Below are 26575 nucleotides of genomic sequence, written 5' to 3'. Positions count from 1 at the left end.
TCCGGGTACCCGGGCGAGTCGTCCGCATCTGTCGGGAGGATCGAAAAGCGTGTCTGTACCCGCGTCCACCAGCTCACAGAGGAATGTTGTCTTCGTCGACGGCATCCGTACCCCGTTCGGCAAAGCAGGCCCCAAGGGCATGTACGCCGACACTCGCGCAGACGACCTGGTCGTCAAGGCAATCCGCGAACTCCTTCGCAAGAACCCCAACCTCCCTCCCGAGCGCATCGACGAGGTCGCGATCGCCGCGACCACGCAGACCGGTGACCAGGGCCTGACCATCGGCCGTACGTCCGCCCTGCTCGCCGGTCTCCCCCGCAGCGTCCCCGGATTCGCGATCGACCGCATGTGTGCAGGCGCAATGACCTCGGTCACCACCACCGGATCGGGCATCGGCTTCGGCCAGTACGACGTCGTGATCGCCGGTGGCGTCGAGCACATGGGCCGCCACCCGATGGGTGAAGGCGTCGACCCCAACCCGCGTTTCCTCGCCGACAAGCTCGTCGATCCCAGCGCACTGGTGATGGGCAACACCGCCGAGAATCTGCACGACCGGTTCCCGAGCATCACCAAGGACCGCACCGACGCGTACGCCGTCGCCAGTCAGAACAAGTACGACGCGGCCAAGAAGGCCGGCTTCATCGCCGACACTCTCGTGCCCGTCGCCACCAAGTCCGCCGCCGGGTGGGGCCTGGCCACCGAGGACGAGCCGCCTCGCCCCGGCACCACCGTCGAAGACCTCGCCAAGCTCAAGACGCCGTTCCGTCCTGCCGGTCGCGTCACCGCAGGCAACGCTGCGGGACTCAACGACGGTGCCACCGCCGCGATCCTCGCCGGCGAGGACACCGCGCACGAGCTCGGCCTGAACATCGGCATGCGCATGGTCGGCTTCAGCTTCGCAGGCGTCGACCCGGCCGTCATGGGCATCGGCCCGGTTCCTGCCACCGAAAAGCTGCTCGGCCGAACTGGATTGAGCATCGAAGACATCGGCCTGTTCGAGATCAACGAGGCCTTCGCCATCCAGGTACTCGCCTTCCTCGAGCACTACGGCATCGCCGACGACGATCCCCGCGTCAACCAGTGGGGCGGTGCCATCGCGTGTGGCCACCCTCTCGCGTCCTCGGGCGTGCGCCTGATGACCCAGCTGAGCCGCCAGTTCGCTCAGCAGCCCGACGTCCGCTACGGCCTGACGACCATGTGCATCGGTCTCGGCATGGGCGGCACCGTCATCTGGGAGAACCCCAACCACGCTGACTACTCGGGAGCAGCCAAATGAGTGACATCACCACAGCGTTCGAAGACGAGGTAGTCACGAACGCCTTCACCAAGATCGTCTCCGTACCGGGACTCGACGGCTCCATCGCCCTCGTCACGCTCGACAACGGTTTCGATCACACCAAGCCGTCGACCTTCGGTCCCGGCGGACTCGCCAAGTTCGACGCCGCCCTCGACGAGGCCTTCGCAGCGAACCCGGTGGCCATCGCCGTCACCGGTAAGCCGTTCATCTTCGCCGTCGGTGCCGACCTCAACGGTGTGCCGAACATCAAGACCAAGGACGAGGCGCTGCAGATCGGGCAGCACGGCCACAAGGTCTTCCGTCGCCTGCGCGAAAGCACGATTCCGACGTTCGCCTTCATCAACGGTGCCGCACTCGGCGGTGGTCTCGAAGTGGGACTGCACTCGCACTACCGGACCGTCGCGGAGAACGCTGCCGCGCTCGGACTACCCGAGGCCTTCCTCGGGCTGGTACCGGGATGGGGCGGAACTCAGTTGCTGCCGAACATCATCGGAGCCTCGAACGCGGTCACCGTCGTCATCGAGAACGCACTGAACCAGAACCGCGTCCTCAAGCCGCAGCAGGCACTCGACCTCGGTATCGCAGACGCTCTCTTCGGCGGAGCCGACTTCCTCGAGCAGTCCCTCTCGTGGGCTGCTCAGGTCATCAAGGGCGAGATCACCCCTGCCCGTCCGGAGATCGACCGCGGGCAGGCCTGGGACGACGCCATCGCCCGCGCCAAGGGAATCGTGGCGGGCAAGACCAACAACTTCGCCCCCGGCCCCGTCGCCGCGGTGGAGCTGCTCGAGCTCGCCAAGAACACCGACATCACCGACTCGGCCTCGCTCGACAAAGCCTTCGCGGCCGAGGACGAGGCCCTGTCCACGTTGCTGGTCAAGGACGAATTGCGTGCCGGGCTGTACGCCTTCGATCTGGTGCAGAAGCGCGCGAAGCGTCCCGCCGGTGCACCCGACAAGTCGTTGGCGCGCAAGATCTCCGGTGTCGGCATCGTCGGTGCCGGTCTGATGGCCAGCCAGCTCGCACTGCTGTTCGTTCGGCAGCTGAAGGTGCCGGTGATCCTCACCGACATCGATCAGGAGCGCATCGACAAGGGCGTCGGCTACGTCCACGGCGAGATCGACAAGCTGCTCGGCAAGAAGCGCCTGTCCCCCGACGCCGCGAATCGATTGAAGGCGTTGGTGTCCGGCTCGATCGACAAGTCTGCGTTCGCCAACACCGACTTCGTCATCGAGGCCGTGTTCGAGAACCTCGACGTCAAGAAGAAGGTGTTCGCCGAGGTCGAGGAATTCGTTTCTGCCGAAACGATTCTCGCGACCAACACCTCCTCGTTGTCGATCACCAAGATGGCGGCCGATCTGAAGCACCCCGAGCGCGTTGTCGGCTTCCACTTCTTCAACCCCGTTGCGGTCCTGCCACTGCTCGAGGTCGTCAAGGGCGAGAAGACCGACGATGCCACCCTCGCAACGGCATTCGCGACGGCCAAGACCCTGAAGAAGTCGGCAGTATTGTCGGCGGATCTCCCCGGATTCGTCTTCAACCGTCTCGTCACCCGCGCGTCGAACGAGATCATCAGCGCGATCGACGAGGGCACCCCGTTCGAGGTCGCCGACGGCGCAGTGGGCGAACTCGGCATGCCGATGAGTCCGCTGACACTGCTGGCACTCGTCGGACCGGCCGTCGCTCTGCACACCGCGGAGACGCTTGCCGAGGCGTACCCGGATCGATTCAAGGACTCCCCCGGATTCCGTGCACTCGTCGAGGCAAAGAAGCCGGGTGTGTGGACCTACGGCCCCGAGGGCCAGGTCGTCGACCCCGAGGTTGCCGCACTGTGGCCGCAAGGTGATTCGCCGTCGACCGCCGAGCAGGTGCTCGAACGCACCCGCAACGCGATCGCCGACGAGATCAAGATCATGCTCGACGAGGGCGTCGTGGCAGCAGCCGAGGACATCGACCTCTGCCTGCTGCTCGGCGGCGGCTTCGGTTTCTGGAACGGCGGCATCACCCCGTACCTGGACCGCAGCGGAGCCTCCGAGGCCGCAACCGGTCAGCGCTTCCTCGCTCCGGGCGTAGCCAGCGTCTAGCATTGCCCGCCGAGTTCGAGGTTGTGGACGGAATTCTCCGGATTTTCGTCCATCACCTCGAACTCGGCATCGTTGTGTCGCGATAAGGTCTGACGCCATGAACGAGGAACGCGGTCGGCTGATCGGTATCGCCTATCGCATGCTTGGTTCCTACTGCGACGCCGAAGACGCTGCGTCCGAGGCTCTCGTTCGGTGGTACCGACTCACCGACGCCGAACGCGACGCCGTCGACGTCCCTGCTGCGTGGCTCACCCGGGTGGTCGGCCGCATCTGCCTCGACCTGCTCGGATCGGCCCGCGTCCGCCGCGAGAAGTACGTCGGCCAATGGTTGCCGGAACCCGTCTGCGGCCTGCACTCGGTGAACTCGACGGCCGCCGACCCGGCTGATCGAGTCGCACAACAGGATTCGGTGACTCTCGCCTTGCTCGTCGTTCTCGAATCGCTCGGTCCTGCGCAGCGAGTCGCATTCGTGCTGCACGATGCCTTCGCCGTTCCGTTCGACGACATCGCGGCCGTGCTCGACCGCTCCCCTGCCGCATGCCGCCAGCTCGCGTCTGCCGCCCGAAAACACGTGCACGGCCGCCATCTCACCTCTGCCGACCCCCTCGAGCACGATCGCGTCGTGCGCGCCTTCGCGATGGCCTCGGGAGACGGAGACCTTGCGACGCTCGTCTCGTTGCTCGCCCCCGATGTCACCCTGATCAGCGACGGAGGCGGGCAGGTCTCGGCGGCCCGCAACCCTGTTGTGGGCTCCGACCGAGTCGCTCGTTTCGTTCGCGGCATCACCGCCAAGTCCGCGGACCTCAGTTGGTCCATCGAGGCCGTCAACAGCCTGTCCGGCATCGTGATCCGACGCGGCGGACAGGTGTTCGGCGTCATCGGGTTCGACACAGCGGACGGGGTGGTGGCCGACATCTGGATCGTGCTCAATCCGGACAAACTCCGACATTGGCCCTGACACTCGCCATACATTCGGCACGGCTGTGTCGTCAGAGAGTGGAGGGCCGCGCCGTGCGGTCCGCATCAGCTCTCGAGAATCAGGTGGATACGCGATGAAGCTAGCCGTAGCCGGTGGAACCGGAACCGTCGGAGTGCATGTCGTCGAGGTCGCCCGTCAACGCGGACACGAGGTGGTCGTTCTATCGCGATCTGCGGGTGTGGATCTCGTCAGCGGGTCGGGTCTGTCCGACGCCCTGGCCGGAGTCGACGCGGTGGTCGACGTCGCGTCGACGCAGACGATCTCGGCGAAGGAGTCGATGTCGTTCTTCGCCGCTGTCACGCGAAACCTGCTGACGGCAGAGGGCGCGGCCGGTGTCGGCCATCACGTGGCGCTGTCGATCGTGGGGATAGACAGGGCTCCACACTCGTACTACGCCGGCAAGGTCGAGCAGGAGAGAATCATTCGAGCCGGCACAGTGCCGTGGACCATTCTTCGAGCCACCCAGTTCCACGAGTTCGCCGGCCAGATTCGCGCACGATCCTCGTTCGGTCCGGTGAGCATCATCCCGAAGATGGTCTCGCAACCGATCGCCGCCCGCGAGGTCGCCGAACGACTGATCGACCTGGCGGAGCGGTCCCCGGCCGGCCGAGTCGCAGACCTGGGTGGACCGCGTGAAGAACGCATGGCCGAGATGGTTCGGCGCTACGCACGGGCCATCGGTACTCGCGGCCTGGTGCTCGAAGTCCCGATTCCCGGCGCATACGGTCGCGCGATGCGAGACGGAACGCTGGTCACCACGACCGATGCGGATCACGGTCTCCAGACCTTCGGTCAGTGGGCCGCCGCCCAGGCGCGATAGCCACCTGCCGCCGAACTCGAAGCCATGGACGACTTTCGGCAGATTTCCGTCCGCAACTTCGAGTTCGACAGGCGGAATATCGGACAATTCACCTTTTTCGGTGAGCGGATTTCCGCACGCCTCGAATATCGAGTCGATTTCGCTCCCAATCCGCCGGTGCGAGGACGATGATGGCGATCGACCACCAAGGATGCTGGTTCACTTCGAAAGCTGGGTCACGTGATGACGCAATCCACCGATCGGCACACTGCCAAAGTCATCGGAGTCACGATTGCCGCCGCTGTCGGCGGCTTCTTGTTCGGGTTCGATTCGTCCGTCGTCAACGGCGCGGTGGACTCCATCCAGGAGAACTTCGCACTGTCGTCGTTCGTCACCGGCTTCGCCGTGGCCATCGCGCTTCTCGGTTGTGCGGTCGGTGCCTGGTTCGCCGGCCGGCTCGCCGACAGCTGGGGCCGAAAGAAGGTGATGCTACTCGGTTCCGCACTGTTCACCATCTCGTCGGTGGGATCCGGGTTCGCGTTCAGCGTCCCGGATCTCATGCTGTGGCGTGTACTCGGCGGCCTCGGCATCGGCATCGCATCGGTCATCGCGCCCGCCTACATCTCGGAGATTGCCCCGGCGCGCTATCGAGGTGGATTGGCCTCGCTGCAGCAGCTGGCCATCACCATCGGAATTTTCGCCGCCCTGCTGTCGGACGCGGTGCTGCAGAACGCGGCAGGTGGGCCGTCGAACGACCTGTGGTTCGGGCTCGAAGCCTGGCGATGGATGTTCCTGGTCGGCGTGGCACCGGCACTCGTCTACGGTTTTCTCGCCACGCTGATTCCCGAGTCGCCCAGATACCTCGTCGGAAAACATCTCGACGAGGAAGCGGCTCGCATTCTGGGAGACATCACCGGAGAGGTGAACCCGAACGAAAGGGTCAAAGAGATCCGACTGACCTTGCGTCGGGAATCGAAATCGTCCTTCGCCGATATCCGTGGACCCAAGTTCGGTCTGCAACCGATCGTCTGGGTCGGCATCACGATGGCGATTCTGCAGCAGTTCGTCGGCATCAACGCGATCTTCTACTACTCGACGACCCTGTGGAAATCCGTCGGTTTCAGCGAGAACCAATCTTTCGTCACCTCGGTGATCACCTCTGTCATCAATGTCTCGATGACATTCGTCGCCATCTTGTTCGTCGACCGATTCGGCCGACGAAATCTGCTCATGATCGGCTCGATAGGTATGTTCGTCGGCCTCGTACTGGCGGCAGTTTCGTTCACTCAGGCAGTGGGCAGCGGGGACCAACTCGAATTGCCGTCCCCGTGGGGACCGGTCGCTCTCGTCGGAGCGAACCTCTTCGTGGTCTTCTTCGCCGCAACCTGGGGACCGATCATGTGGGTCATGCTCGGGGAGATGTTCCCCAACCGAATGCGAGCCGTCGCTCTCGGTATCAGTACTGCCGCGAACTGGATTGCCAACTTCGCCATCACACTCGCATTTCCGCCGTTGTCCGACACCATCGGACTCGGATTCATCTATTCGTTCTTTGCGTTCTTCGCGATCCTGTCTTTCTTCTTCGTCAAGTACAAGATCACGGAAACCAAAGGAATGGAGCTCGAGGACATGGAGATCTGACATGCCGATGTTCGTCGTCGAATACGCGTACACCCCCGAAACATCCTCGGGCCGTGACGATCACCGCACCGACCACCGCGCCTGGCTGCGCGAACTCGAGCGCCGCAAGATCCTCCGATCGTCGAGCCCACTCGCCGATCACAGTGGTGCCACGATGATCGTCGACGGCACCGACAAGGCGAGTGTGGAGCGGATGTTCGCACACGATCCCTTCGCCCTGGCCCATCTGATAGATCGCGTTCAGATCGAAGAGTGGGTGGCAGGGACGTAGCGGACAGTCGAGTCCTTCCGCAGTCCTATCGCCGCTACCACCAGAACGATCACGTAGACAACGCAATACGCGTTCCGCAGTCCTTCGTCGAGGATCGGCGATACGGACTGCATGAACGTGCCGATCACCACCACGTCGGCCTGAGTGCGATACCAGGCCACGAAAGGAGCTGTGGCGGCGAGCAATCCGAGGATGCGCAGCGTGCGGCCGCGCACGCTCGTCCGCGAGCTCGCACATGCATCGAGTCCGATCACCAACAGCGGAACGCACCACACCCAATGATGGCCCCAGGAGAACGGCGACACCATCGGCGCCGTGAGACCGCACAGCGTCATCGCCAGCAGTGTTCTCCCCGCACGGTGAGCTCGATACGACACCCACATCCCCGCAGCAAGGACGATCAAGGCCGCAGGCAACCACACGATCACAGGCGGATGCTCGGTTCCCCACGCCCGCGCCACCACCCCCCGAACCGACTGGTTCGCGGGAGACGTGGTCGACCCCACTCGGTCCGAGGCGAGGATCGCGGAGGTCCAATAGCGCCACGCGTCGGAGAACACGACCACAAATCCGATCAGCACCGTGACCAGACCGGTGACGGCCGCAGTCCATGCCGCTCGCCATTGCTTCTGCGCGATCGACATGACGATGAACAGGCCGGGTGTCAGCTTCAGACCTGCCGCGATTCCGACGCCGACCCCGCGAAGCCGACTGCCCTCGGGCCGGCCGAGATCCCACAGCACCAACACGAGCAACAACAGATTGATCTGGCCCAACCACAGCGACATGCGCACCGGCTCCAGCCACGAGCAAACCACTGCCAGACCCACACTCACCACTTTGGTCCGCGTGCAATTCTCGTATCCGAGTCGTCGCCAACTGAGATGGACGACGCCGTAGAGCAACACGACATTGGATATGTTCACCAGCAATCCGGTCGCAGTATCGGAGAGCAAGCCCAGGGGTGCGAACAGCACAGCAGCGAACGGCGGATACGTGAACGGCAGCGTGCCGAACAACGAAAACGAGTACAGCTCTTCGCTACCGAGTACGGTTGCGCCGCCGTGTCGGTAGACGAGAGCGTCGACACCGTTGCCGAACAACCCGTACAACGAGTCGAAAGACAGCAAACGATCGTGTGCTGCGAATGCCACCACACCGATCACTGCCGACATCGCCACGAACCATCGCGAATGCCGTCGCTCGATCCCGTCGTTCCGGGAATCCCGCGGCGGGGTGCCATCCACGGACTCGACGGCGGCCCAGTCGGAGTCGCCGTCGCCGAGAGCCGGATCGCTTCGGCTGTCCGAGACGTCGGTTCTACCGTCGAAGACGAGGGTCATGGACAAAACATGCCAGTCGTCACGGTTTGGACAACAACGACACACCAGCCACGCAGGTCACATATTCGCAAAGAAAATGATCGACACTCGGCGTGAATGGACTCGATGTCACGACGCGATCGATTCCGTACTCCTCGCTGCATTCGTCGATCACTCGTTCGTGAAATCCGAGAGTTCGGTGTTGCTCTCGGTACCGAACCTGCAGCCAGGTCGAGAAGGTTCTCACATGACCGGTAGTGCATTGTGAGGGATAGAAACAATCCGTCGACCGGACGCCGAAAGCAGGCCATGAAGTCCCGAACCGTGTTCGCTGTGTTCACCGTCGTGGTCTTCGGTCTCGGACTGCGTCTGCTGTTCGGCAGCACCTCGGCTCTCACCTCGAATATTGCGGCGTTCTACTCTGCCGGTTCCGTCTCGATGGCGCTGTTGACGACGGGACCGGTGATCTTCCTCGGTGTGTGCGCTGCCGCTGCAGGTTCTTTGCTGCGTCGCGCGCGGGTCACACACGTGCTCGTCGGGTGCTTGATTCTCGTTGCGGTCGGCACCGCGGTGCGCGCGGTGCCGTCCTGGCCGGTACTGGTGGCGGGAACCCTCGCGGCGGCTGCGGGTATTGCGGTGGCGAACGTGTTGGGGCCGGTACTGGTGCGCGTGATCGTGCAGGAGTGGAGCCTGCGGGCACGACCGGAGAGTCCGGCGGTGTCGGCTCGCCGGCTGGGGTTGTTGACCGGTGTGTTGACTGCCGTGATCAGCGCCAGTGCCGGTGTGGCGTCGGGGGTCTCGGTTCCGTTGACCGAGTCGCTCGACGGCGCGTGGCGGTGGGTGCTCGGGTTGTGGGCGGTCCCGGTGGTGATCGCGGCGTTGTGTATGGCACTGCTGTCCCGGATGTTCGCGAGGACGGGGTCGTCGCCGGCGGTGTCCGGTTCCGTGGGATCGCAGGGCAGTTCGGGCGTGCTGCGCTCCCCCGTCGCGTGGGCGGTGACGGCGTTCATGGGTGTGCAGTCACTCATGGCGTATTCGTTGATCGCGTGGCTGCCCACGATCTACCAGGATCGAGGTGTGGACGCCGCCGCGGCCGGATTGCTGTTGACGGCTCTGTCGGTCAGCAGTGTCGTGACGGCGCTGACGGTGCCGAACGTGGCCACCGGATTGTCGAGGCAGAGCGTTCTGGCCGTCGCGGTGGTGTTGCCCACGGTTGCCGGCTTGCTGGGAGTGCTGTCCTCGGCCGATTCATGGGCGCTGCTGTGGGCCGTGTTGCTCGGACTCGGCCAAGGTGGGCAGTTGTCCTTGGCGATGACGCTGATGAATCTGCGGGCCGCGACGGCACGTGATGCTGCATCGCTGAGTTCGATGGCACAGACGGTCGGCTACATGCTGGCAGCCTGCGGCCCGGTGGTGTGCGGCGCAGTACATTCGGCAACGCAACGGTGGGAACCGTCGGTGCTCTTCCTGCTCGTGATGACGGCTCCGATGGCAGTCGCGGGCGCGGTGGCCGGACGCCGCGCGTTCTACGGCGGCGACGTCCGGCAGGAGACCGGCGTCAGAGGCTCTTGACCCAGTGCGAGACCCGCTGTACGACGTCCTCGCAGGTGAGACCGAGTTCGTGGTGCAGCTGTTCGCGTGATGCGTGATCCAGGAATCGTTGTGGCACACCGAGATCACGACACGGAGTATCGACGCCTGCCGCGCGAAGAGCCGCGGACAGGGTCGAGCCGACACCACCGTGCAGGCCACTGTCTTCGAGGGTGACCACCATCCGATAGTCCTCCGCCAATTTCAGCAGCGCCTGCGGGATGGGCAGCACCCATCTGGGGTCGACCACAGCCGCCGAGATGCCGTCCTGTCGGAGCTTCTCCGCGGCGTGCACGGCCAGCGGACCGAACACTCCGACGGCCACGATCAGCACATCGCCCGTGGCACCGGACGGCTCGGTCAGTACGTCGACGATTCCGTCGAGTCTGCGCACTGCGGGCACGGTTTCGGTCACCGCGCCTTTCGGAAAGCGCAGCGCGGTGGGTCCGTCGGACGTTGCGATCGCCTCGGCCAGCTCTTCTCGCAGTGTCTCGGCATCTCGTGGCGCCGCCACCCTCATGCCGGGGATGATGCCGAGCAGGGACATGTCCCACATGCCGTTGTGGCTGGCACCGTCGGCCCCCGTGACACCGGCGCGGTCGAGCACCACGGTGACCGGCAGTCCGAGCAGCGCCACGTCCATCAGCAATTGATCGAACGCTCGATTGAGGAAGGTGGAGTAGATCGCGACCACCGGATGCATGCCGCCCAGTGCGAGTCCGGCAGCCGACGTCATCGCGTGCTGCTCGGCGATTCCGACGTCGAACAACCGGTCGGGGAAGCGAACTCCGAACGCGGCGAGACCGGTGGGCGCGGCCATCGCAGCGGTGATTGCCACGACGTCCTCGTTCTGTTCGCCCTGCTCGATCAGGGCCGCCGAGAACACCGACGTCCAGTCCGGTGCCGACTTCGACCGCGCCAGTCCCGTCAACGGATCGATGATCCCGGTGGCGTGCATCTGATCTGCGACGTCGTTCTCGGCGTGAACGTAACCCATGCCTTTGCGCGTCACCGCGTGGACGATGACCGGGCCGCCGTATGCCTTGGCTCGACGCAGAGCCGATTCCATCGCGTGCTGGTCGTGGCCGTCGACCGGACCCAGGTATTTGATTCCGAGATCGGTGAACATCACCTGCGGGCTGATGGCGTCCTTCACTCCGGCCTTCATGCCGTGCAACATCGCGTAGGCCGTGGGCCCGACGATCGGAATGCGACGAACGATGCGGCGACCGTTGTCCAGCACCTTCTCGTACCCGGGCTGGAGCCGTAGGGCAGCCAGATGATCGGCCAAGCCCCCGATGGTCGGGGCGTACGAGCGACCGTTGTCGTTGACGACGATCACCAGGGATCGGTCGCGGCCTGCGGCGATGTTGTTGAGGGCCTCCCAACACATTCCGCCGGTGAGCGCACCGTCGCCGACCACTGCGACCACGTGCCGGTCGGTTTCGCCTTTCAGGGCGAACGCTTTGGCCAGGCCGTCGGCGTAGGAGAGGGACGCCGACGCGTGCGAGGACTCGACCCAGTCGTGTTCGCTCTCGACCCGTGACGGGTAGCCCGACAGGCCGCCCTGCTTACGCAGCGTGTCGAACAGACCGGTGCGCCCGGTCAGCATCTTGTGTACGTACGCCTGATGACCGGTGTCGAAGATGACGGGATCACGCGGGGAGTCGAAGATGCGATGAATCGCCAATGTCAGTTCCACCACACCGAGATTGGGACCGAGGTGGCCGCCGGTAGCGGACACCTTCTCGACGAGGAACGCACGGATCTCGCGAGCCAGTTCGGCCAGCTCCGCACTGCCGAGGTCGCGCAAGTCCTCGGGCGTCTGAATTCGAGCTAGGACACCCAACGAGATCGCTCCCTCCGGCCGGAAAACACAATGAAATTTCAGTCTACGGAGTTACCGTGCACTGCTGCTCCGCCCAGCATCGTCACGCCGACAGTACCGTCGAACATCGAGGTGCCCTGGGCCAGCCGCCCCTAACCTCGGCGGAGACGAATCGGACATCACACATACAGTGTGGCCTATGAGCAACGTGGTCGATGCCATCCTGCGCCGAGTTCACGAATTATGCAGAGACGACACGTCCGGGCAGGTGGCGGACTACATTCCCGAACTGGCCGCCGTCACGCCGGACGGGTTCGGTATCGCGCTGACGACCACGGACGGTTACGTCTACGAGGTCGGCGACACTCGAGTCCCCTTCACGATTCAATCCATCTCCAAGCCGTTCACCTATGCACTGGCGTTGGCCGACCGGGGACTGGACGTCGTCGCGAGCAAGGTCGACGTCGAACCGTCCGGTGAGCCGTTCAACGAGATCAGTCTCGACCCCGTCACCGAGCGACCGCGCAACCCGATGATCAACGCCGGTGCCATCACGTCGGCGTCGCTGATCGCCGGGCGAAGTGCCGAGGATCGATTCGAGCGCATTCGAGCCTCGTACTCGCGGTATGCAGGGAGGACTCTGACGTTCAACGACGCCGTCTACCGGTCGGAGGCCCGCACCGGCAATCGCAACCGCGCAATCGGGTACATGCTCCGTTCGTTCGACATCATCGACCACGATCCCGACGCCGCCGTCGATCTGTACTTCCGCCAGTGCTCTATCGACGTCACCGCCGCGGACCTCGCCATGATGGCGGCCACGATGGCCAACAACGGCGTCAACCCGCGCACCCGTGAACGTGCACTTGCACCGGCTCTGGTCGAACGAGTGCTGTCGGTCATGACGACATGTGGGATGTACGACGGCGCGGGCGACTGGGTCGCGAGGGTCGGCCTGCCGGCCAAGAGCGGGGTCGGAGGCGGGATCCTGGCGGTACTCCCGGGGCAGATGGGCATCGCCGTCTACTCCCCGCGGCTCGATTCGCACGGGAACAGCGTCCGTGGAGTCGCCGCCTGCCGAGAACTCTCGAAACGCCTCGAACTGCACTTCCTGCACGTCACCCGAGCTGCGAAGTCCTCGATCCGGCGCCGATACGTGGTCACCGAGGCACCGTCACGCAAACGGCGATCGGACGTGGAACAGAACACCTTGGCTGCCGTGGGCGATCGAGCCCGCGTGTACGAACTGCACGGGGATCTGCTCTTCTCCGGTGCCGAGACTGCCGTCCGTGAGATCGGCGACCTCGATCGGGAACTGGACGCCCTCGTCATCGATGTGCGAGGCGTCGACGAGGTCAGTGACATCGCCCGGACCATGTTCGAGGATCTCCGTCAGGATCTCGCGGAGCACGGCTGTGTGGTGGGTCTGGTGGATCCGAGAGCGATCATGGGTCACACGACGTCGAGTCTCGACCCGGCCGACCCCGCGGGCCGAACCTACTCGAGCCTGGGTGCGGCCATCCAGTGGGCCGAGAATCTGTTGCTCGATCGCCATTGCGCGGGTGTGCGACAGCCGACGGTCGTCACCACGGCCGAGCATCCGCTGCTGGCCGGGCTGTCCGCCGCACAGTTCGAGGCCGTCACTCCGTATCTGGAGAAGCGGCACTACGCGCGCGGAGACGTGATCGTTCGCCAGGGTGATGCGGCTGCCGGCCTGTTCCTGATGCTGCGCGGTGAGGTGACGTCCACGGCCGTCGCCGCCGACGGCGGCAAGCACCGCATCACGACACTCTCCCCCGGCATGAGCTTCGGTGAGATGCCCCTGCTGATGTCGGTACCGTTCCTGCTCGACATGGTCGCCGACACACCGGTCGATCTCGTGGTGGTGTCGGCGGCGCACTTCCAGGCGCTCACGCGCGATGCACCGGAGATCAAGCTGGCGCTGCTGGAAAATCTCGCCACCGGAGCCTACGGCCAGATGGCCGCGGTGATCAGAACGCTCGGGCGGTTCGACATCGGCATCTGACCGAACGTCGAACCGCCCGAGGCGACTGTGCGTGTGCTGCTCTCAGGCGCCCAACGTCAGCATCGTGAGCACCTCTGTCGGCTGCGCCGACCCGCCTGCGGGTTCGAGTGAGAACGCGAAGTTCGTCGACGCCCCGAGACCGTCGATCACCGTGCCGTCCTCGGAGGAAAGCTGATCCTCGGTCACCACACCGGCAGAGCGAGGCGAACCGTCCACGAACCACATCTGGTAGACGCGGCCCGGCGGTGGCTGCGGAACTCCATCGAGATCGACGACGACCGCGTTCCGGGCCAGCGAGTACGCCACGGTCGCCGAGCCGCCACCGGGGAACTCCGCCGTCACCTGTCGTGAATCGGGCGCGGCCACGATCTGGTCCGCCTGAGACGGCTGCGCATCGGTACCCATGGTCTGACTGACGACCACAACGCCACCGACGGCGACGACCACCGCGGCCGCAGCCGAGACCATCGAGTACCGCCAGGCCTTCGAGCGTTCGCGCCGATGCCTGTGCAGCGGTGTGACGTTCGGTGGCAGCTTGTGGACCGTGGGCTCCTGATCGCTGACGGCGACCTGATCGAGCACCCGTTGCCGAAGGGACTCGGGCGCGGGAGAGGCGTCGGACGCCGCTGCCAGGGCCAGCGTCTCGTGGATCTCGCCCACCAGGACGTCGAACTGGGCGCGTGCGGTGTCGTCGACGCGCAACCGTTCTGTCTCGATGTCGCGTCGTTCGGCTTCGGTGGTCGCGTGCAGGGCATAGACCTCCGCGTCGTCGAGCAGTCGTTGTCGTGACGATTCGTTCATTGCGGGATCACCCCCAGGCATGTCTTCAATTTGATCAATCCGTCTCGTATGCGCGATTTGATGGTAGGAACCGCGACCCCGAGCCGCTCCGCAACTTCGCGATAGGTGTAACCGCTGTAATAGGCCATTCGGACCGACTCGCTCTGCGTATCGGTCAAAGTTTCGAGACAGGCGACCACGGCTTCCGATTCGAGCCGCTGCGTCACCGTCTCGAGCACTTCGTCGTGCTCCGGTGTGTGACTGACTGCGCCGTACGCGGCCTCACGGTCGGTACCCGACTGCTCGCTCCGAACGCGATCGACGGCTCGACGGTGCGCCAGCGTCATGATCCAGGCCAGTGGACTGCCCTGGTTCGGGTCGTAGTTCGGTGCCGCACGCCAGATCTGGAGAAACACCTCCTGCGCGGTCTCCTCGCTGTACCCCGGGTCACGAAGCACCCGCAGCACCATGCCGTAGACCCGCGACGAGGTCGCGTCGTACAACTCGGCGAATGCCGCCCGATCGCCCTGCGCGATCGACGCCATCAACCGACGGAGACGATCCGCTTCGTCGGCACGGAGGTTCTTGAGCTGTGGACTGGGAACAGCACACACCGCATCCTCTGCCGCGTAGTTCTCCGAGGCATCGGATGTCGTCCGGTCACGGCCGGCATCCGACGATCCGGACGCACCCGACAACGGCGCGCTCATCGGAAAGTCGTCCCAACAGACGGGTTCATGATCGAGTTCATCGATCACGACACTAGTGGTCATATCGCTCTCATATCGAAACCTCCGCGTTTTCCCGCCGCAGTACATATTCGGAACAAACCGACCGGAGGATGGTTCGGGACGAAAATTCGTTTGCGCAGATGTGGACCGCGTTTCATCCTTGGTGGAGAATCGGACAATCGTGGGGAATCGGGCAACCGGCCCACCGGAGGAAACGAGAGACATGGCGGCGATCGAGACACACGGTCTGGTCAAACGTTTCGGCACGAACATCGCTGTCGACGGAGTCGACCTCTCGATCCCGTCCGGTGGTGTCTACGGCGTACTCGGGCCGAACGGCGCAGGGAAGACGACGACCATCCGGATGTTGGCCACCCTCCTTCCGATCGACGGAGGCAGTGCCCGGGTCCTGGGTCACGACGTGGCGAGCGAACCGGAGGCCGTACGGCAGAAAGTCGCTCTGACAGGACAATTCGCCTCTCTGGACGAGGATCTCACCGGTACGGAGAATCTGGTGCTGCTCGCTCGACTGCTCGGCTACTCTCGGCCCGCCGCCCGATCACGAGCCGAGCAGTTGCTGACGGCGTTCGACATCGCCGACGCCGGCCCCCGACAGGTCAAGACCTACTCCGGCGGCATGCGCCGTCGCATCGACATCGCCGCCAGCATCATCGTCACTCCCGAACTGATCTTCCTCGACGAGCCCACCACCGGGCTCGACCCCCGCAGCCGAAACCACGTGTGGGAGATCGTCCGTGCGTTGGTCGCGGGCGGAACGACGGTGTTACTGACGACACAGTATTTGGACGAGGCCGATCAGCTGGCCGGGCGTGTCGCGGTCATCGATCGCGGCAAGGTGATCGCCGAGGGGACGACGGGTGAGCTGAAAGCGTCGGTGGGATCGAACTCACTGCACCTGCGAGTTCTCGAGGCGTCCCAGCGAACGGCCGCCGCGCAGATCCTGCGAGAGCTGGTCGGCGGCAACGTCACCGAGGATCCGGATCCGTCGACCGTCACCGCACGGTTGGACAACCCGGCACAGGCCGCACCCGTGCTGCCTGCACTCGAGACCGCAGGCATCCCCATCGCGTCGTTCACGCTGGGACAACCGAGCTTGGACGAGGTGTTTCTCGCCCTCACCGGGCATGGGGCGGGAGTGGAGCCTGCGGGAACGACCCAAGGGGCGGGAGTGGAGCCTGCGGGAACGACCCAAGGGGCGGGAGTGCCTGCAGGAACGACCCCTCAGGTCGGCACCACAATTGATTCCGAGAAGGAGGTTGCGTCATGACCGCGGAAGCCCAGCAGTCGACGCCACAGGCGTCGACCATCATCGATGTGCTCGGTGCGGCCGGGCCGCGTCCGGCGCGTCCGTCGTCGTTGTCGACGTCGCTGAGCTTCGGGTGGCGAGCGCTGCTCAAGATCAAGCACGTTCCCGAGCAGTTGTTCGACGTGACGGCCTTTCCCATCATGTTCACGTTGCTGTTCACTTACCTGTTCGGTGGCGCATTGGCCGGGTCGACCCAGGCGTACATCCAGTTCCTGCTCCCCGGCATCCTCGTGCAGACCGTGGTGATGATCACGATGTACACCGGCGTGACCATGAACAAGGACATCGAGAAGGGCGTGTTCGACCGATTCCGTTCGCTGCCCATCTGGCGTCCGTCTCCCCTGGTCGGTGCGCTGCTCGGTGACGTCGTTCGCTACACGCTGGCCTCGGTGATCGTGCTGATCCTCGGGTTGGTCCTCGGCTTCAGGCCGCAGGGTGGCGTCGTCGGCGTCGTGGCCTCCATCGCTCTGCTGCTGGTGTTCTCGTTCTGCCTGTCCTGGATCTGGACCATGATCGCGATGATCGTGCGCACCGAGGCTGCGGTGATGGGCGTGTCGATGTTCATCCTGTTTCCGCTCACGTTCGCGAGCAACATCTTCGTCGACCCCAGCACGATGCCCGGTTGGCTGCGCGCGTTCGTGGACGTCAACCCGGTCAGTTTCCTGGTCACGTCACTGCGCGGCCTGATGCAGGGTGATGTCGACACAGGTCACCTGGGAGTGACACTGGTGATGTGTGCGGTGTTGCTGGCGGTGTTCGGACCGATAACCATGCGCCTGTACAACCGAAAGTCCTAGCGGACACGGTGCGCATCGCCTCGATCACGAGGCTGCGCGTGCTCGATGTCTGCGTACCGCGTCGCGATTGGAGCACACCGTTCCGCAGTATCGCTGTCTACCGGTTCTCGAGGTGTCGGCGAACGCGAGTGTGCAGTCGGCGGCGGCGCAGCGATCGAGGCGAGACATTCCGCGTCCCGTCAGATGCAACGCTGTGCCGACGCTCACCAGGGCCCTGATGACGCCGCCGAGTTCGATGTTGGGGTCGCGGTAGTGCATGTGCCAGCCGTCGTCGGCGTGGTTGGTCAACCGCGGGTAGGCCGACGCCTGTGCCAGCAGAGCATTGAGCTTGTCGGCCCGATCGTTTTCGGTTGTCGCGTCCACCACTCGAGCCCAGTCCCGCAGGAACTGCAGGGTGTCGAGAAGGTCGGCATCGGTTGCGGTCCAGTCCGGTACGAGGCCGGCGTCCACGCATCGGGCACCCAGTTCGGTCGCCGACGTGGGCGGTGAATTGAGCAGGTCGATACCGAGTTTCACCGCATATTCGCCGTAAGGGTTGATGTGCACAAGACCATTACATCACGATGGTGACATGCACACCGAACACACCACACACACCTGGACCACCCATTCCACCCACAACACGAGCGAGGGACTCGTCGGCTATCAGGGCTGCCGGTGCGGGGCCCAGCGCATCGTGACCGTTCCCACGCACACCTTCTCCCCGGTCGCCGAAGTTGCGCACCGGGCCTGATCGGTCGTGGCAGCCGTTACCGACGAACGAAACGGCCGATGCATTCGACGTGACTGGTCAGGGGAAACGCATCGAACGCGCGCATGTCGTCGAGCTCGTATCCCGCAGCTCGATACACGCTCACATCCCGCGCGAACGAGGCCGGATCGCATCCGATGTGCACCACCGAGCGGGGAGACCTGACGACGAGGGCGTCGATCACGTCCCGGCCTGCCCCCGCCCGAGGTGGATCGAGGACCGCGACCGACACCGGGTCGGCCAACGCATCGATCGAACGCTCGACGCGTCCCGGCACGAACGACACCTGAGGCAAGTCGTGCAGAGCCGAGCGGCCGTCCTCGGCTGCACGCCGGGAGAACTCGACGCTGGTCACATGTCCGTCCGATCCGACACCGGCGGCGAGGGCCGCAGCGAACACACCGACACCGCCGTACAGATCCCATGCACCGTCACCGGGAGAGGCGTCCGCCCACTCCGACACCACATCGGTGTACACCTGCGGCGCACCGCGGTGGGCCTGCCAGAACCCGGTGGCGTCGAGGGTCCACGCCCTGTTCGAGACGTATTCGGTCGCGCGACCCGATCCGATCACGGCCTTCTCGGGCCGGGACCGCGACGACGCCGCCCGACGCGCGGACGCCCCACGACGACCCTGAGATCGGCGTCCGGTGGGCGAGAGTTGCGCCGGCGCGATCTCCACCACGTGCCGCTCACCGTCACCGTCGAGCACCACCTGCAGCTCGGCACCCGGCCGCCATTGCTGATCCGGCAGACCATCGAAGGCCGCGGAATCCATTTGCGGACAGGTCAGTTCGGTGACGATCGAGCTGCTGCGATAGCGGTGATAGCCCGGCCGTCCACCGGAGTCGACGGCGAGTCGCACTCGGGTTCGCCACCCGGTGCCGTCACCGGACCCCGGCAGTTCCTCCACGCGCACCTCGCGCTCGATTCCGGCGACGCGGCGAAGCTGTTCGGCGACGACGAAGGACTTCAGTCGCCGTCCGGCTTCGGCACTGGCGTGGGAGTAGTCGCAGCAGCCCGAGCCGCCGGGTCCGGAGATGGGACAGCGCGCGTCCACCCGGTCCGGAGACGCCGACAGGATCTCGACTGCATCGGCGCGACAGAACGACCCGCCCCGATCTTCGGTCACCTTGGCCACGACCCGTTCACCGGGCAATCCGTGACGCACGAACATCACCCGGCCGTCGTGGCGGGCCACACAGAACCCACCGTGCCCCGGCGCGCCCAGTTCGACCTCGAGCAGCAGCCCGAACCAGCTCTCGCTCACTTGCCCGCCGGAGGCTCGTAGCCGCGTCGCGACGCACCGGGCGCGTTGCCGAGCACCTCACGCTTGGCCTTCTCGGACGACCGAAGCTGCCACGGCACGCTGGTGACCATCACGCCCGGCTGGAACAGCAGGCGAGACTTGAGTCGCAACGCGCTCTGATTGTGCAGAACCTGCTCCCACCAGTGACCGACCACGTACTCGGGAATGAAGACCGTGACGACGTCCCGAGGCGAGTCGCGTCGAACCCGTTTCACGTAGTCCAGGACAGGTTTGGTGACTTCTCGGTAGGGCGACTCGACGACCTTGAGCGGCACCGAGACGTCACTGGCTTCCCACTCCCGAACCAGTGCGCGAGTATCGGCTTCGTCGACGTTGACGGTCACGGCCTCGAGGGTGTCGGGCCTGGTTGCTCGGGCGTACGCCAACGCGCGCAGGGTCGGCATGTGCAGCTTCGAGACCAACACGATCGAATGTGTGCGGCTGGGCAGAACTCCGTCCCATTCCTCGTTCTCGAGCTCGCGCGCCACGGTGTCGTAGTGCTTTCTGATCATGCGCATCAGGACGAAGATCGCCACCATCGCCACGATCGCGATCCACGCGCCGGCGGCGAACTTGGTGATCAACACGATGACCAGCACCGTTCCGGTCATGCCGAGACCGACTCCGTTGACCACCCGTGAGCGGTGCATGCGTCGCCGTTGCTCGGGATCGGTCTCGGTGGCCAACAGCCGCGTCCAGTGCCGAACCATGCCGGTCTGACTGAGGGTGAACGAGACGAACACCCCGACGATGTAGAGCTGAATGAGCTTGGTGACCTCGGCACCGAACGCGACGACGAAGACGATCGCAGCTCCGGACAGAAAAAGGATGCCGTTGCTGAAGGCAAGACGGTCGCCACGAGTGTGCAGCTGCCTCGGCAGGTACCGGTCCTGGGCCAGAACCGAACCGAGAACGGGGAAGCCGTTGAACGCGGTGTTGGCCGCAAGTACCAGGATGAGGGCCGTGACGGTCGTGATGAAGAAGAATCCAGCGGGGAATCCGCTGAACACCGCCTCCGCGAGCTGCGCGATCAACGTCTTCTGCTGGTACCCCTCCGGCGCGCCGATCAGCTGAATATCGGGATCCAGGGCGTACTTGATGCCGATCTTCTGTGCGAGCACGATGATGCCCATCAGCAATGTGATGCCGATGGCTCCGAGCAGCAACAGTGTGGTCGCGGCGTTACGCGACTTCGGCTTCTCGAATGCGGGTACCCCGTTGCTGATGGCCTCCACCCCGGTCAGCGCCGCACAACCGGAAGAGAAGGCGCGCGCGATGAGGAACGCGAACGCAATTCCGTACAGGTGCGAATCCTCTGCCTTCAGATCGAAGGTTGCCGATTCTGCATGAATGTCGTCGCCGAGAACGTAGACCCGGAACAGGCCGTACGCCAACATCAGGAACATGCCACCCATGAAGGCATACGTCGGGATCGCGAACGCAGCTCCGGACTCGCGGATGCCCCGAAGATTGACGGAGGTGACCAGGACGATGGCCACGACGGCGAACAGCACCTTGTGCTGGGCCACGAACGGAACCGCAGATCCGATGTTCGACGCCGCCGCCGAGATCGACACCGCCACGGTCAACACGTAGTCGACCAACAGTGCGCTGCCGACCGTCAATCCGGCCGCAGGGCCCAGGTTTGTGGTCGCGACCTCGTAGTCGCCGCCGCCGGACGGATAAGCGTGCACGTTCTGTCGATAGCTGGCCACGACGACGGCCATCACCACGCAGACGGCGAGACCGATCCACGGGGTGAAGGCGACTGCCGAGATGCCCGCCACCGACAGCACCAGGAAGATCTCTTCCGGTGCATAGGCAACCGACGACATGGCGTCCGAGGCGAACACCGGCAACGCGATCCGCTTGGGAAGCAACGTATGACCGAGCTTGTCGCTGCGGAACGGCTTACCGAGCACTAGCCGCTTGGCGGCAGTCGAGACCTTGGACACGCACAGAAGCGTAGGCCGTCCTCCTGCGGACGTCTCAACCACGCGCCCGAAACTGCGTCGGAGCGCACCCTCGGTCGGTACGGTGACCGATCCCCCGATACGTTGGTGCACGCCTGCCGGTCGTGGCAGTGTCGGTCGGCAGTGGTCGACCATCGAGATCGGGACGGAGCTGGGCGTTGTACGTAGTTGTGATGGGATGTGGCCGCGTCGGCGCATCGCTGGCCGGGGCGCTCGAACGCATCGGACACGAGGTAGCGATCATCGACCGCGACGAAACAGCCTTTCTGCGCCTGGACCCCGACTTCGCCGGGCATCGCGTCGTCGGCATGGGTTTCGACCGAGATGTGTTGGTGAGCGCGGGAATCGAGAAGGCCGAGGCCTTCGCGGCCGTGTCGTCCGGCGACAACTCCAACATCATCTCCGCCCGCGTCGCTCGAGAGACGTTCGGCGTCGACAAAGTGGTCGCAAGGATCTACGACGCCAAGCGCGCGGCCGTCTACGAACGCCTCGGCATCCCGACGGTCGCCACGGTCCCCTGGGCCACCGATCGTTTTCTGCACAACCTGTTGCGCGACGACCCCACCACCAAGTGGCGCGATCCGTCAGGCAGCGTCGCCGTCGTCCTGCTCGACTTCCACGACGCCTGGATCGGCAAGAAGCTCTCGGTACTCGAAGAGGCCACCAACTCGCGGGCCGCGTTCGTCATCCGGTTCGGCAGCGGACTGCTACCGGACAAGCGAACCGTGATCCAAGCCGGTGACGAGGTGTACGTCGCCGCGGTCTCGGGAACCGTCGCCGAAGCCATTGCGCTGGCCGGCAACCCGCCGCCCTCGGACGACTGATGCACGAGCGCACGTTCCCCACCTCCCCCATCGACCCGAACGGGAAGCCATGAAAGTCGCTATCGCCGGAGCCGGCGCAGTCGGCAGATCCATCGCACGCGAGCTGATCCGCAGCGAACACGATGTGATGCTCCTCGAACGCAAACTCGATCACGTCGATCAGGCCGCCATCCCCGAAGCGGAATGGGTGTTGGCCGACGCGTGCGAGTTGAGTCTGCTCGAAGCCGCGCACCTCGAGGAGTACGACGTGGTGATCGCTGCCACCGGAGACGACAAGGCCAACCTGGTGCTCAGCCTGCTGGCCAAGACCGAGTTCGGCGTCAACCGCGTGGTGGCCCGGGTCAACGATCCGCGCAACGAATGGCTGTTCGACGCTGCCTGGGGTGTCGATGTCGCAGTGTCGACGCCGCGAATGCTCGCATCCCTGGTCGAGGAGGCCGTATCGGTGGGCGACCTCGTTCACCTGATGACGTTCCGCAAGGGTCAGGCCAACCTCGTCGAGATCACGCTGCCGGAGAACACTCCCCTGGCCGGCAAGCCGGTCCGCAAGCTCCAGTTGCCAAGGGACGCAGCGCTGGTCACGATTCTGCGCGGCGGTCGAGTGATCGTTCCCCAGCACGACGATCCGCTGGAGGGCGGCGACGAACTGCTGTTCGTCGCGGCGAAAGAGGTGGAGAACGAACTACGCTCCGCTGTCGGACTGATCTGACGGCAGCTGATTCCGGCTGCGGTCCGCGCTCGATGCTGCGTCGAGCGCGCGATCGGCCGCACGCACGGCCCAGAGCGTGACCAACAGTGCCACTCCCGTCAGCGGCCAGCCCATGCCGATACGGGCTACGGCGAGCCAGCCCGTCTGGTCGGAGTCGTAGAGCTGTGACTGAACGATGTATCGCGCACCGAACACCGACGCCCAGGCGATCGTGGCCACGTCGTAGTAGCGCACAGCCGACCGCTCCCTGCGCCACGACGTCCCGGTGCCGTTGAGGTACCCCCAGATGATGCCGACCAACGGCCAACGCGCGAGTACCGACAACACGAACGCCGCGCCGTAGGCGAGCGACGTGTAGATGCCGAACAGGAAGTAGCCCTTGGCATCTCCCGTCCGGTATGCGATGAACGCGCAGATCCCGACCCCGAAGAATCCCGAGATGGCCGGCTGAATCGGGCTGCGACGAACCAACCGCCACACCAACACGCCGGCGGCGACTCCCAGCGCGGACCACAGGGCGACGGCCAGGTTGACGTAACTGTTCACCGGAACGAAAACGAGGACGGGCAAGGTCGAGTAGACGAGCCCGCTCAGACCGCCGAGCTGTTCGAGGACGGTGGGAGCCACCTTCTCGGCACCGGCCGTGGTCGAAGCGTCGGTGGTGGGTTCCGGCGTGTTCGATGTCGGCGGGGGCGGCACGGAATCGTCGCTGTTGGTCACGACAACGAGAGTGCCATACCGGGGACGATCAGCTGTCGTCGCGCAGTTCGTAGTAGGGGTTGTAGACGATCTTGCGTCCGTCGCGTTCGCCGACGCGTCCGCGAACGAGCAGAGTCTTGCCGGGCTCGATTCCGGCGATCTTGCGGCGCCCGATCCAGAGCAGCGTCACCGTGTCGGTGCCATCGAAGAACTCGGCCTCGATGTTGGCATTGGCCGCCTTGGAGCAGGCTTCGACGCTGCGCAAACGACCGAGCATCGTGACTTCCTCGCCTCGCGAGCAGTCGCACGCCCGGCGAGCTCCGGAGGCTTCGGAGGTTTCGGCCATCTCCTCGGCATCGAGTTGATCGATGTCCTCTGTCAACTTCCGCGTCAAACGGCGAAAGTATCCTGCGGCAGCGGGTGCCATTGTGCGCTCCAGAGATGTGGGTCGTTCCCTCGTCGGGTGGGTACTTCGCCACTGTAGACCCGAAGTGTCACGCAAACCAACCGCTGCTACCGAGGTGTCGGAGGGCGTGCACAATCGTGTCGTGCACAGCCGATTCGACACTCGCACCGCGATCGTTCTACCGGGGACGGGGTCCGATGCCCGGTTCGCCGCCGACGCGTTCTCGGCTGCGTTCGACAGTGTGGGATTGACCACCGTCGCGGTCGAACCCGACCCGGCCGATGTGATCGAGAGCTACCTGTCCGCCCTCGACGAAGCGGCCGATCGACACGGACGCCTCGTGGTCACAGGGATATCCCTCGGTGCCGCCGTCGCGGTTCGATGGGCCGCCGACCACGCATCGAACACCGCAGCTCTCGCACTCGCGCTGCCGGCGTGGACCGGAGACCCGGCCGGTTCCCCCGCGGCCCTGAGCGCGGAGTTCACCGCCCGAAGCCTGCGCGAACAGGGGCTCGACGCCGTCACCGCGGCAATGGCAGCGTCGAGCCCGCCGTGGCTCGCGCGCACTCTGCAGAGGTCGTGGGCCGCACAATGGCCCGACCTTCCCGATGCGCTGGACGAGGCCGCTCGCCATCACAGCCTCGGACTCGACGAGCTCGCTCGAATACAGCTGCCCGCCGTTGTCGTGGGAGCAGTGGACGACGCCGTCCATCCGATCGAGGTGGCTCGACAGTGGGCACGGGCGCTGCCGAACTGCGCGCTGCGCACCGTGACCCTGGACGGCATCGGGAGCGACCCGGGATGCCTCGGCCGAGCGGCCGTCGACGGTCTCGATCAGCGGTCGGCTCAGCCGCCCAGCTGCTGAATCGCCGATCCCGACGCGCCCCGACGCGGTGCTCGATCACGCTCGGCAGCGGTCGGCTGCGGAGTCGAATCCTGTTGCGGTGCAACAGGTTCCACATCGGGTGCCGCAGCCTGGGGCTGCGCAGCCTGTTGCGGTGCGCTCTGCTGAGCCGCCGCCTGTTGCTGCGCAGCTGCCTGCTGCTGTGCAGCTGCAGCAAGTTGTTCGGCCAGCACCTGCGGCAACACCACCGGTAGCGGCGTCCGAACGGGATGCGGGTCGGTGCCTCGATCCACCACGGTCTGCCGAAGGATCGTGTGTGCCAGTTGGACGAGCGGTTGGCCCTCGCCCACCGCACCCGACGGACCCGCCAGCACGCAACGGACCATCCAGCGATAGCCGTCGATGCCGATGAAGCGCAGGTCGGCGTTGGCCGTGACACCGAGCAGTTCGCGTCCCCACGGACCCGTCTCGACCGTCGTCTCGGCCTTGTCGTTGCGCAGAGACGTCGCCAGATCGGTTGCCACCTCGCGCCACTGACCGGGCGATTTCGGTGCCGCGTAGGCAGCGATGGTGATGCGTCCGAATTGCGTGACGATGTGCACTGCCTGTGGGCTGCCTGCCTGCGACATCTCGACCTGGAGTTGTCCGCCCTCCGGCAGTGGAATCAGCACCGAACCGAGGTCGAGTCGCGTCTTGGCGACGGCCTCGCGATCGTCGTCGAGGTCCGCGAGATCGTGGGGCCCGTCGGCGGTCGTGTCCGCGGCCTCGACATCGTCGTCTTCGTCTTCGACGCTGTCGACGAATGGCTCCGCACCGGGCGCGGAGGCACTGCCGGCGTCGTTCTTCTTACGCCGTCCGAACATGTTCAGCTCTCTTCTTCTCGGTTGCTTCCACTGTGCCTGCCACCGGCGAACGTCGTGGCGGAACTCACTGCTTCAGACTCGCATGGCCACCGGTCGAACCGTGACCACCGGCCCCTCGAACGGTGTCGTCCAACTCGTCGACCTCGACGAACGTCACCAGTTCGACTCGCTGCACGATCAATTGGGCAACGCGGTCGCCTCGCTCGAGCTCGATCGGAGTGTGCAGGTCGTGGTTGATCAGACAGACCTTGATCTCGCCGCGATAGCCGGCATCGATCGTGCCAGGGGTGTTGACCACCGACAGGCCCGACTTCGCTGCCAGACCCGAACGCGGATGCACCAGCCCGACGGTTCCCAACGGGAGAGCGATCGCAATTCCGGTGCCCACCAGTACGCGTTCGCCCGGCGCAATCGTCACCGGAGCCGTGATTCGCAGATCCACGCCGGCGTCACCCTCGTGCACACGCGTCGGCACCGGAAGCTCGGGGTCGAGTCGGCGCACCCGGACCTCGGACAACGGATCGGAGGGCCGGCGCGGGGCGGGGGGTCTGTCGACGGACGGTTCGTTGCCGGACTCGGTGACTTCGTCGCTCACGTCGAACGAGACTACGCTGGCCGGCTTCCGTCTCGGTGTGGCGACTACCCTGGGACCCGTGACTGCAGATCGACAGGCCGAACACGCGTCGGAGTCCGGCGACTCCACTCCCCACACGAGTTCCACAGCACCC

The 26575-nt window shown here is 65.1% G+C and carries 25 protein-coding genes; 14 read left to right on the top strand and 11 right to left on the bottom strand.

The annotated features are described in order from the left end of the window. Window positions 1–49: 49 nt before the first annotated feature. The 6 genes from CH302_RS06830 to CH302_RS06805 all read left to right on the top strand — a co-directional run bounded on the left by CH302_RS06830 (window position 50) and on the right by CH302_RS06805 (window position 7068). Window positions 50–1276: a thiolase family protein gene (locus CH302_RS06830; protein ID WP_037189455.1), complete on the top strand. Its 1227-nt coding sequence runs from the start codon at window positions 50–52 to the stop codon at window positions 1274–1276. Further along, window positions 1273–3378: a 3-hydroxyacyl-CoA dehydrogenase NAD-binding domain-containing protein gene (locus CH302_RS06825; protein WP_037189456.1), complete on the top strand. Its 2106-nt coding sequence runs from the start codon at window positions 1273–1275 to the stop codon at window positions 3376–3378. Before CH302_RS06830 ends, CH302_RS06825 begins: the two co-directional genes overlap by 4 nt. 97 nt (window positions 3379–3475) lie before the next feature. Then, entirely contained in the window at window positions 3476–4336 is an 861-nt protein-coding gene (sigJ, locus tag CH302_RS06820) for an RNA polymerase sigma factor SigJ (RefSeq protein WP_037189457.1), read from the top strand. Between the two features lie 94 nt (window positions 4337–4430). Further along, window positions 4431–5177, top strand: a complete 747-nt coding sequence (locus CH302_RS06815; RefSeq protein WP_037189458.1) for an SDR family oxidoreductase — start codon at window positions 4431–4433, stop codon at window positions 5175–5177. A gap of 222 nt (window positions 5178–5399) precedes the next feature. Further along, the gene (locus CH302_RS06810) at window positions 5400–6797 is read left to right on the top strand and encodes a sugar porter family MFS transporter (protein WP_037189459.1); all 1398 of its coding nucleotides are present in this window, start codon (window positions 5400–5402) and stop codon (window positions 6795–6797) included. Between the two features lies 1 nt (window position 6798). Further along, entirely contained in the window at window positions 6799–7068 is a 270-nt protein-coding gene (locus CH302_RS06805) for a YciI family protein (RefSeq protein ID WP_037189460.1), read from the top strand. Here CH302_RS06805 and CH302_RS06800 read toward each other — a convergent pair. After that, window positions 7038–8411, bottom strand: coding sequence for a glycosyltransferase 87 family protein (locus CH302_RS06800; protein ID WP_052047500.1), 1374 nt, complete (start codon window positions 8409–8411; stop codon window positions 7038–7040). The two genes, CH302_RS06805 and CH302_RS06800, sit on opposite strands and share 31 nt — an antisense overlap. Before the next feature lie 288 nt (window positions 8412–8699). On the opposite strand from CH302_RS06800, the gene CH302_RS06795 reads away from it, so the two are divergent. After that, the gene (locus CH302_RS06795) at window positions 8700–9962 is read left to right on the top strand and encodes an MFS transporter (RefSeq protein WP_052047501.1); all 1263 of its coding nucleotides are present in this window, start codon (window positions 8700–8702) and stop codon (window positions 9960–9962) included. On the opposite strand, the gene dxs is transcribed toward CH302_RS06795, so the two are convergent. Next, window positions 9949–11829: a 1-deoxy-D-xylulose-5-phosphate synthase gene (dxs, locus tag CH302_RS06790; RefSeq protein ID WP_037189461.1), complete on the bottom strand. Its 1881-nt coding sequence runs from the start codon at window positions 11827–11829 to the stop codon at window positions 9949–9951. The two genes, CH302_RS06795 and dxs, sit on opposite strands and share 14 nt — an antisense overlap. Window positions 11830–12007: 178 nt before the next feature. Here dxs and glsA point away from each other — a divergent pair, with 178 nt between their 5' ends. Then, window positions 12008–13834: a glutaminase A gene (gene glsA, locus CH302_RS06785; protein ID WP_037189462.1), complete on the top strand. Its 1827-nt coding sequence runs from the start codon at window positions 12008–12010 to the stop codon at window positions 13832–13834. 42 nt (window positions 13835–13876) lie between these two features. Here the strand turns inward: glsA and CH302_RS06780 are convergent, their stop codons facing one another. After that, window positions 13877–14635: an anti-sigma factor gene (locus tag CH302_RS06780; RefSeq protein ID WP_037189463.1), complete on the bottom strand. Its 759-nt coding sequence runs from the start codon at window positions 14633–14635 to the stop codon at window positions 13877–13879. Beyond that, a complete protein-coding gene (locus CH302_RS06775; protein WP_037189464.1) occupies window positions 14632–15387 on the bottom strand; it encodes a sigma-70 family RNA polymerase sigma factor in 756 nt (251 codons plus the stop codon). The genes CH302_RS06780 and CH302_RS06775 overlap by 4 nt, the downstream gene beginning before the upstream one ends. Before the next feature lie 181 nt (window positions 15388–15568). Here CH302_RS06775 and CH302_RS06770 point away from each other — a divergent pair, with 181 nt between their 5' ends. Further along, entirely contained in the window at window positions 15569–16633 is a 1065-nt protein-coding gene (locus tag CH302_RS06770; RefSeq protein WP_082323587.1) for an ATP-binding cassette domain-containing protein, read from the top strand. Continuing rightward, entirely contained in the window at window positions 16630–17469 is an 840-nt protein-coding gene (locus CH302_RS06765; RefSeq protein WP_037189465.1) for an ABC transporter permease, read from the top strand. The genes CH302_RS06770 and CH302_RS06765 overlap by 4 nt, the downstream gene beginning before the upstream one ends. 24 nt (window positions 17470–17493) lie before the next feature. Here CH302_RS06765 and CH302_RS06760 read toward each other — a convergent pair whose 3' ends face one another. After that, window positions 17494–18015 (bottom strand): CGNR zinc finger domain-containing protein, encoded by a 522-nt coding sequence (locus CH302_RS06760; RefSeq protein ID WP_037189466.1) that lies wholly within the window; start codon window positions 18013–18015, stop codon window positions 17494–17496. Between the two features lie 25 nt (window positions 18016–18040). Between CH302_RS06760 and CH302_RS29950 the strand changes: the two genes are divergently transcribed. Further along, on the top strand, window positions 18041–18202 hold the full coding sequence (locus CH302_RS29950) for a hypothetical protein (RefSeq protein WP_176460654.1): 162 nt from the start codon (window positions 18041–18043) through the stop codon (window positions 18200–18202). Window positions 18203–18218: 16 nt separating this feature from the next. Here the strand turns inward: CH302_RS29950 and CH302_RS06755 are convergent, their stop codons facing one another. Together CH302_RS06755 and CH302_RS06750 are read right to left on the bottom strand one after the other, a co-directional pair. Continuing rightward, complete coding sequence (locus CH302_RS06755) at window positions 18219–19490, bottom strand: class I SAM-dependent RNA methyltransferase (RefSeq protein ID WP_037189468.1); 1272 nt, start codon at window positions 19488–19490, stop codon at window positions 18219–18221. Beyond that, window positions 19487–21484 (bottom strand): APC family permease, encoded by a 1998-nt coding sequence (locus tag CH302_RS06750; RefSeq protein WP_037190084.1) that lies wholly within the window; start codon window positions 21482–21484, stop codon window positions 19487–19489. The genes CH302_RS06755 and CH302_RS06750 overlap by 4 nt, the downstream gene beginning before the upstream one ends. Before the next feature lie 176 nt (window positions 21485–21660). On the opposite strand from CH302_RS06750, the gene CH302_RS06745 reads away from it, so the two are divergent. Next, complete coding sequence (locus tag CH302_RS06745; RefSeq protein WP_037190085.1) at window positions 21661–22326, top strand: potassium channel family protein; 666 nt, start codon at window positions 21661–21663, stop codon at window positions 22324–22326. 49 nt (window positions 22327–22375) lie between these two features. After that, window positions 22376–23035 carry a potassium channel family protein gene (locus tag CH302_RS06740; protein ID WP_037189469.1) on the top strand — a complete coding sequence of 220 codons (660 nt, stop codon included), beginning with the start codon at window positions 22376–22378 and terminating at the stop codon, window positions 23033–23035. Here the strand turns inward: CH302_RS06740 and CH302_RS06735 are convergent. Together CH302_RS06735 and CH302_RS06730 are read right to left on the bottom strand one after the other, a co-directional pair. Further along, window positions 23009–23662 carry a DUF3159 domain-containing protein gene (locus CH302_RS06735; RefSeq protein ID WP_037190086.1) on the bottom strand — a complete coding sequence of 218 codons (654 nt, stop codon included), beginning with the start codon at window positions 23660–23662 and terminating at the stop codon, window positions 23009–23011. The genes CH302_RS06740 and CH302_RS06735 overlap by 27 nt on opposite strands. Window positions 23663–23783: 121 nt before the next feature. Next, entirely contained in the window at window positions 23784–24161 is a 378-nt protein-coding gene (locus tag CH302_RS06730) for an OB-fold nucleic acid binding domain-containing protein (protein WP_032397922.1), read from the bottom strand. A gap of 121 nt (window positions 24162–24282) precedes the next feature. Here CH302_RS06730 and CH302_RS06725 point away from each other — a divergent pair, with 121 nt between their 5' ends. Continuing rightward, window positions 24283–25005, top strand: coding sequence for an alpha/beta fold hydrolase (locus tag CH302_RS06725; RefSeq protein WP_037190087.1), 723 nt, complete (start codon window positions 24283–24285; stop codon window positions 25003–25005). Here the strand turns inward: CH302_RS06725 and CH302_RS06720 are convergent. Further along, window positions 24987–25847, bottom strand: coding sequence for a DUF3710 domain-containing protein (locus tag CH302_RS06720; protein ID WP_037189471.1), 861 nt, complete (start codon window positions 25845–25847; stop codon window positions 24987–24989). The genes CH302_RS06725 and CH302_RS06720 overlap by 19 nt on opposite strands. Window positions 25848–25911: 64 nt before the next feature. Beyond that, complete coding sequence (dut, locus tag CH302_RS06715) at window positions 25912–26364, bottom strand: dUTP diphosphatase (protein WP_037190089.1); 453 nt, start codon at window positions 26362–26364, stop codon at window positions 25912–25914. Between the last annotated feature and the right edge of the window lie 211 nt (window positions 26365–26575).

Origin of the sequence: Rhodococcus sp. 15-2388-1-1a (genome assembly GCF_002259145.1) — a bacterium.
Lineage (GTDB): Bacteria > Actinomycetota > Actinomycetes > Mycobacteriales > Mycobacteriaceae > Rhodococcoides.
Note: the sequence above shows the minus strand (reverse complement) of the source record. Positions and strands in the feature narration are given on the sequence as shown.

What these genes read in the sequence shown, in the direction of transcription:
- CH302_RS06825 (WP_037189456.1), top strand. Translation starts at nt 1,273, where the DNA reads ATGAGTGACATCACCACAGCGTTCGAAGACGAGGTAGTCACGAACGCC.
- sigJ (WP_037189457.1), top strand. Translation starts at nt 3,476, where the DNA reads ATGAACGAGGAACGCGGTCGGCTGATCGGTATCGCCTATCGCATGCTT.
- CH302_RS06815 (WP_037189458.1), top strand. Translation starts at nt 4,431, where the DNA reads ATGAAGCTAGCCGTAGCCGGTGGAACCGGAACCGTCGGAGTGCATGTC.
- CH302_RS06810 (WP_037189459.1), top strand. Translation starts at nt 5,400, where the DNA reads ATGACGCAATCCACCGATCGGCACACTGCCAAAGTCATCGGAGTCACG.
- CH302_RS06805 (WP_037189460.1), top strand. Translation starts at nt 6,799, where the DNA reads ATGCCGATGTTCGTCGTCGAATACGCGTACACCCCCGAAACATCCTCG.
- CH302_RS06800 (WP_052047500.1), bottom strand. Translation starts at nt 8,411, where the DNA reads ATGACCCTCGTCTTCGACGGTAGAACCGACGTCTCGGACAGCCGAAGC.
- CH302_RS06795 (WP_052047501.1), top strand. Translation starts at nt 8,700, where the DNA reads ATGAAGTCCCGAACCGTGTTCGCTGTGTTCACCGTCGTGGTCTTCGGT.
- glsA (WP_037189462.1), top strand. Translation starts at nt 12,008, where the DNA reads ATGAGCAACGTGGTCGATGCCATCCTGCGCCGAGTTCACGAATTATGC.
- CH302_RS06780 (WP_037189463.1), bottom strand. Translation starts at nt 14,635, where the DNA reads ATGAACGAATCGTCACGACAACGACTGCTCGACGACGCGGAGGTCTAT.
- CH302_RS06775 (WP_037189464.1), bottom strand. Translation starts at nt 15,387, where the DNA reads ATGACCACTAGTGTCGTGATCGATGAACTCGATCATGAACCCGTCTGT.
- CH302_RS06770 (WP_082323587.1), top strand. Translation starts at nt 15,569, where the DNA reads ATGGCGGCGATCGAGACACACGGTCTGGTCAAACGTTTCGGCACGAAC.
- CH302_RS06765 (WP_037189465.1), top strand. Translation starts at nt 16,630, where the DNA reads ATGACCGCGGAAGCCCAGCAGTCGACGCCACAGGCGTCGACCATCATC.
- CH302_RS29950 (WP_176460654.1), top strand. Translation starts at nt 18,041, where the DNA reads ATGCACACCGAACACACCACACACACCTGGACCACCCATTCCACCCAC.
- CH302_RS06740 (WP_037189469.1), top strand. Translation starts at nt 22,376, where the DNA reads ATGAAAGTCGCTATCGCCGGAGCCGGCGCAGTCGGCAGATCCATCGCA.
- CH302_RS06730 (WP_032397922.1), bottom strand. Translation starts at nt 24,161, where the DNA reads ATGGCACCCGCTGCCGCAGGATACTTTCGCCGTTTGACGCGGAAGTTG.
- CH302_RS06720 (WP_037189471.1), bottom strand. Translation starts at nt 25,847, where the DNA reads ATGTTCGGACGGCGTAAGAAGAACGACGCCGGCAGTGCCTCCGCGCCC.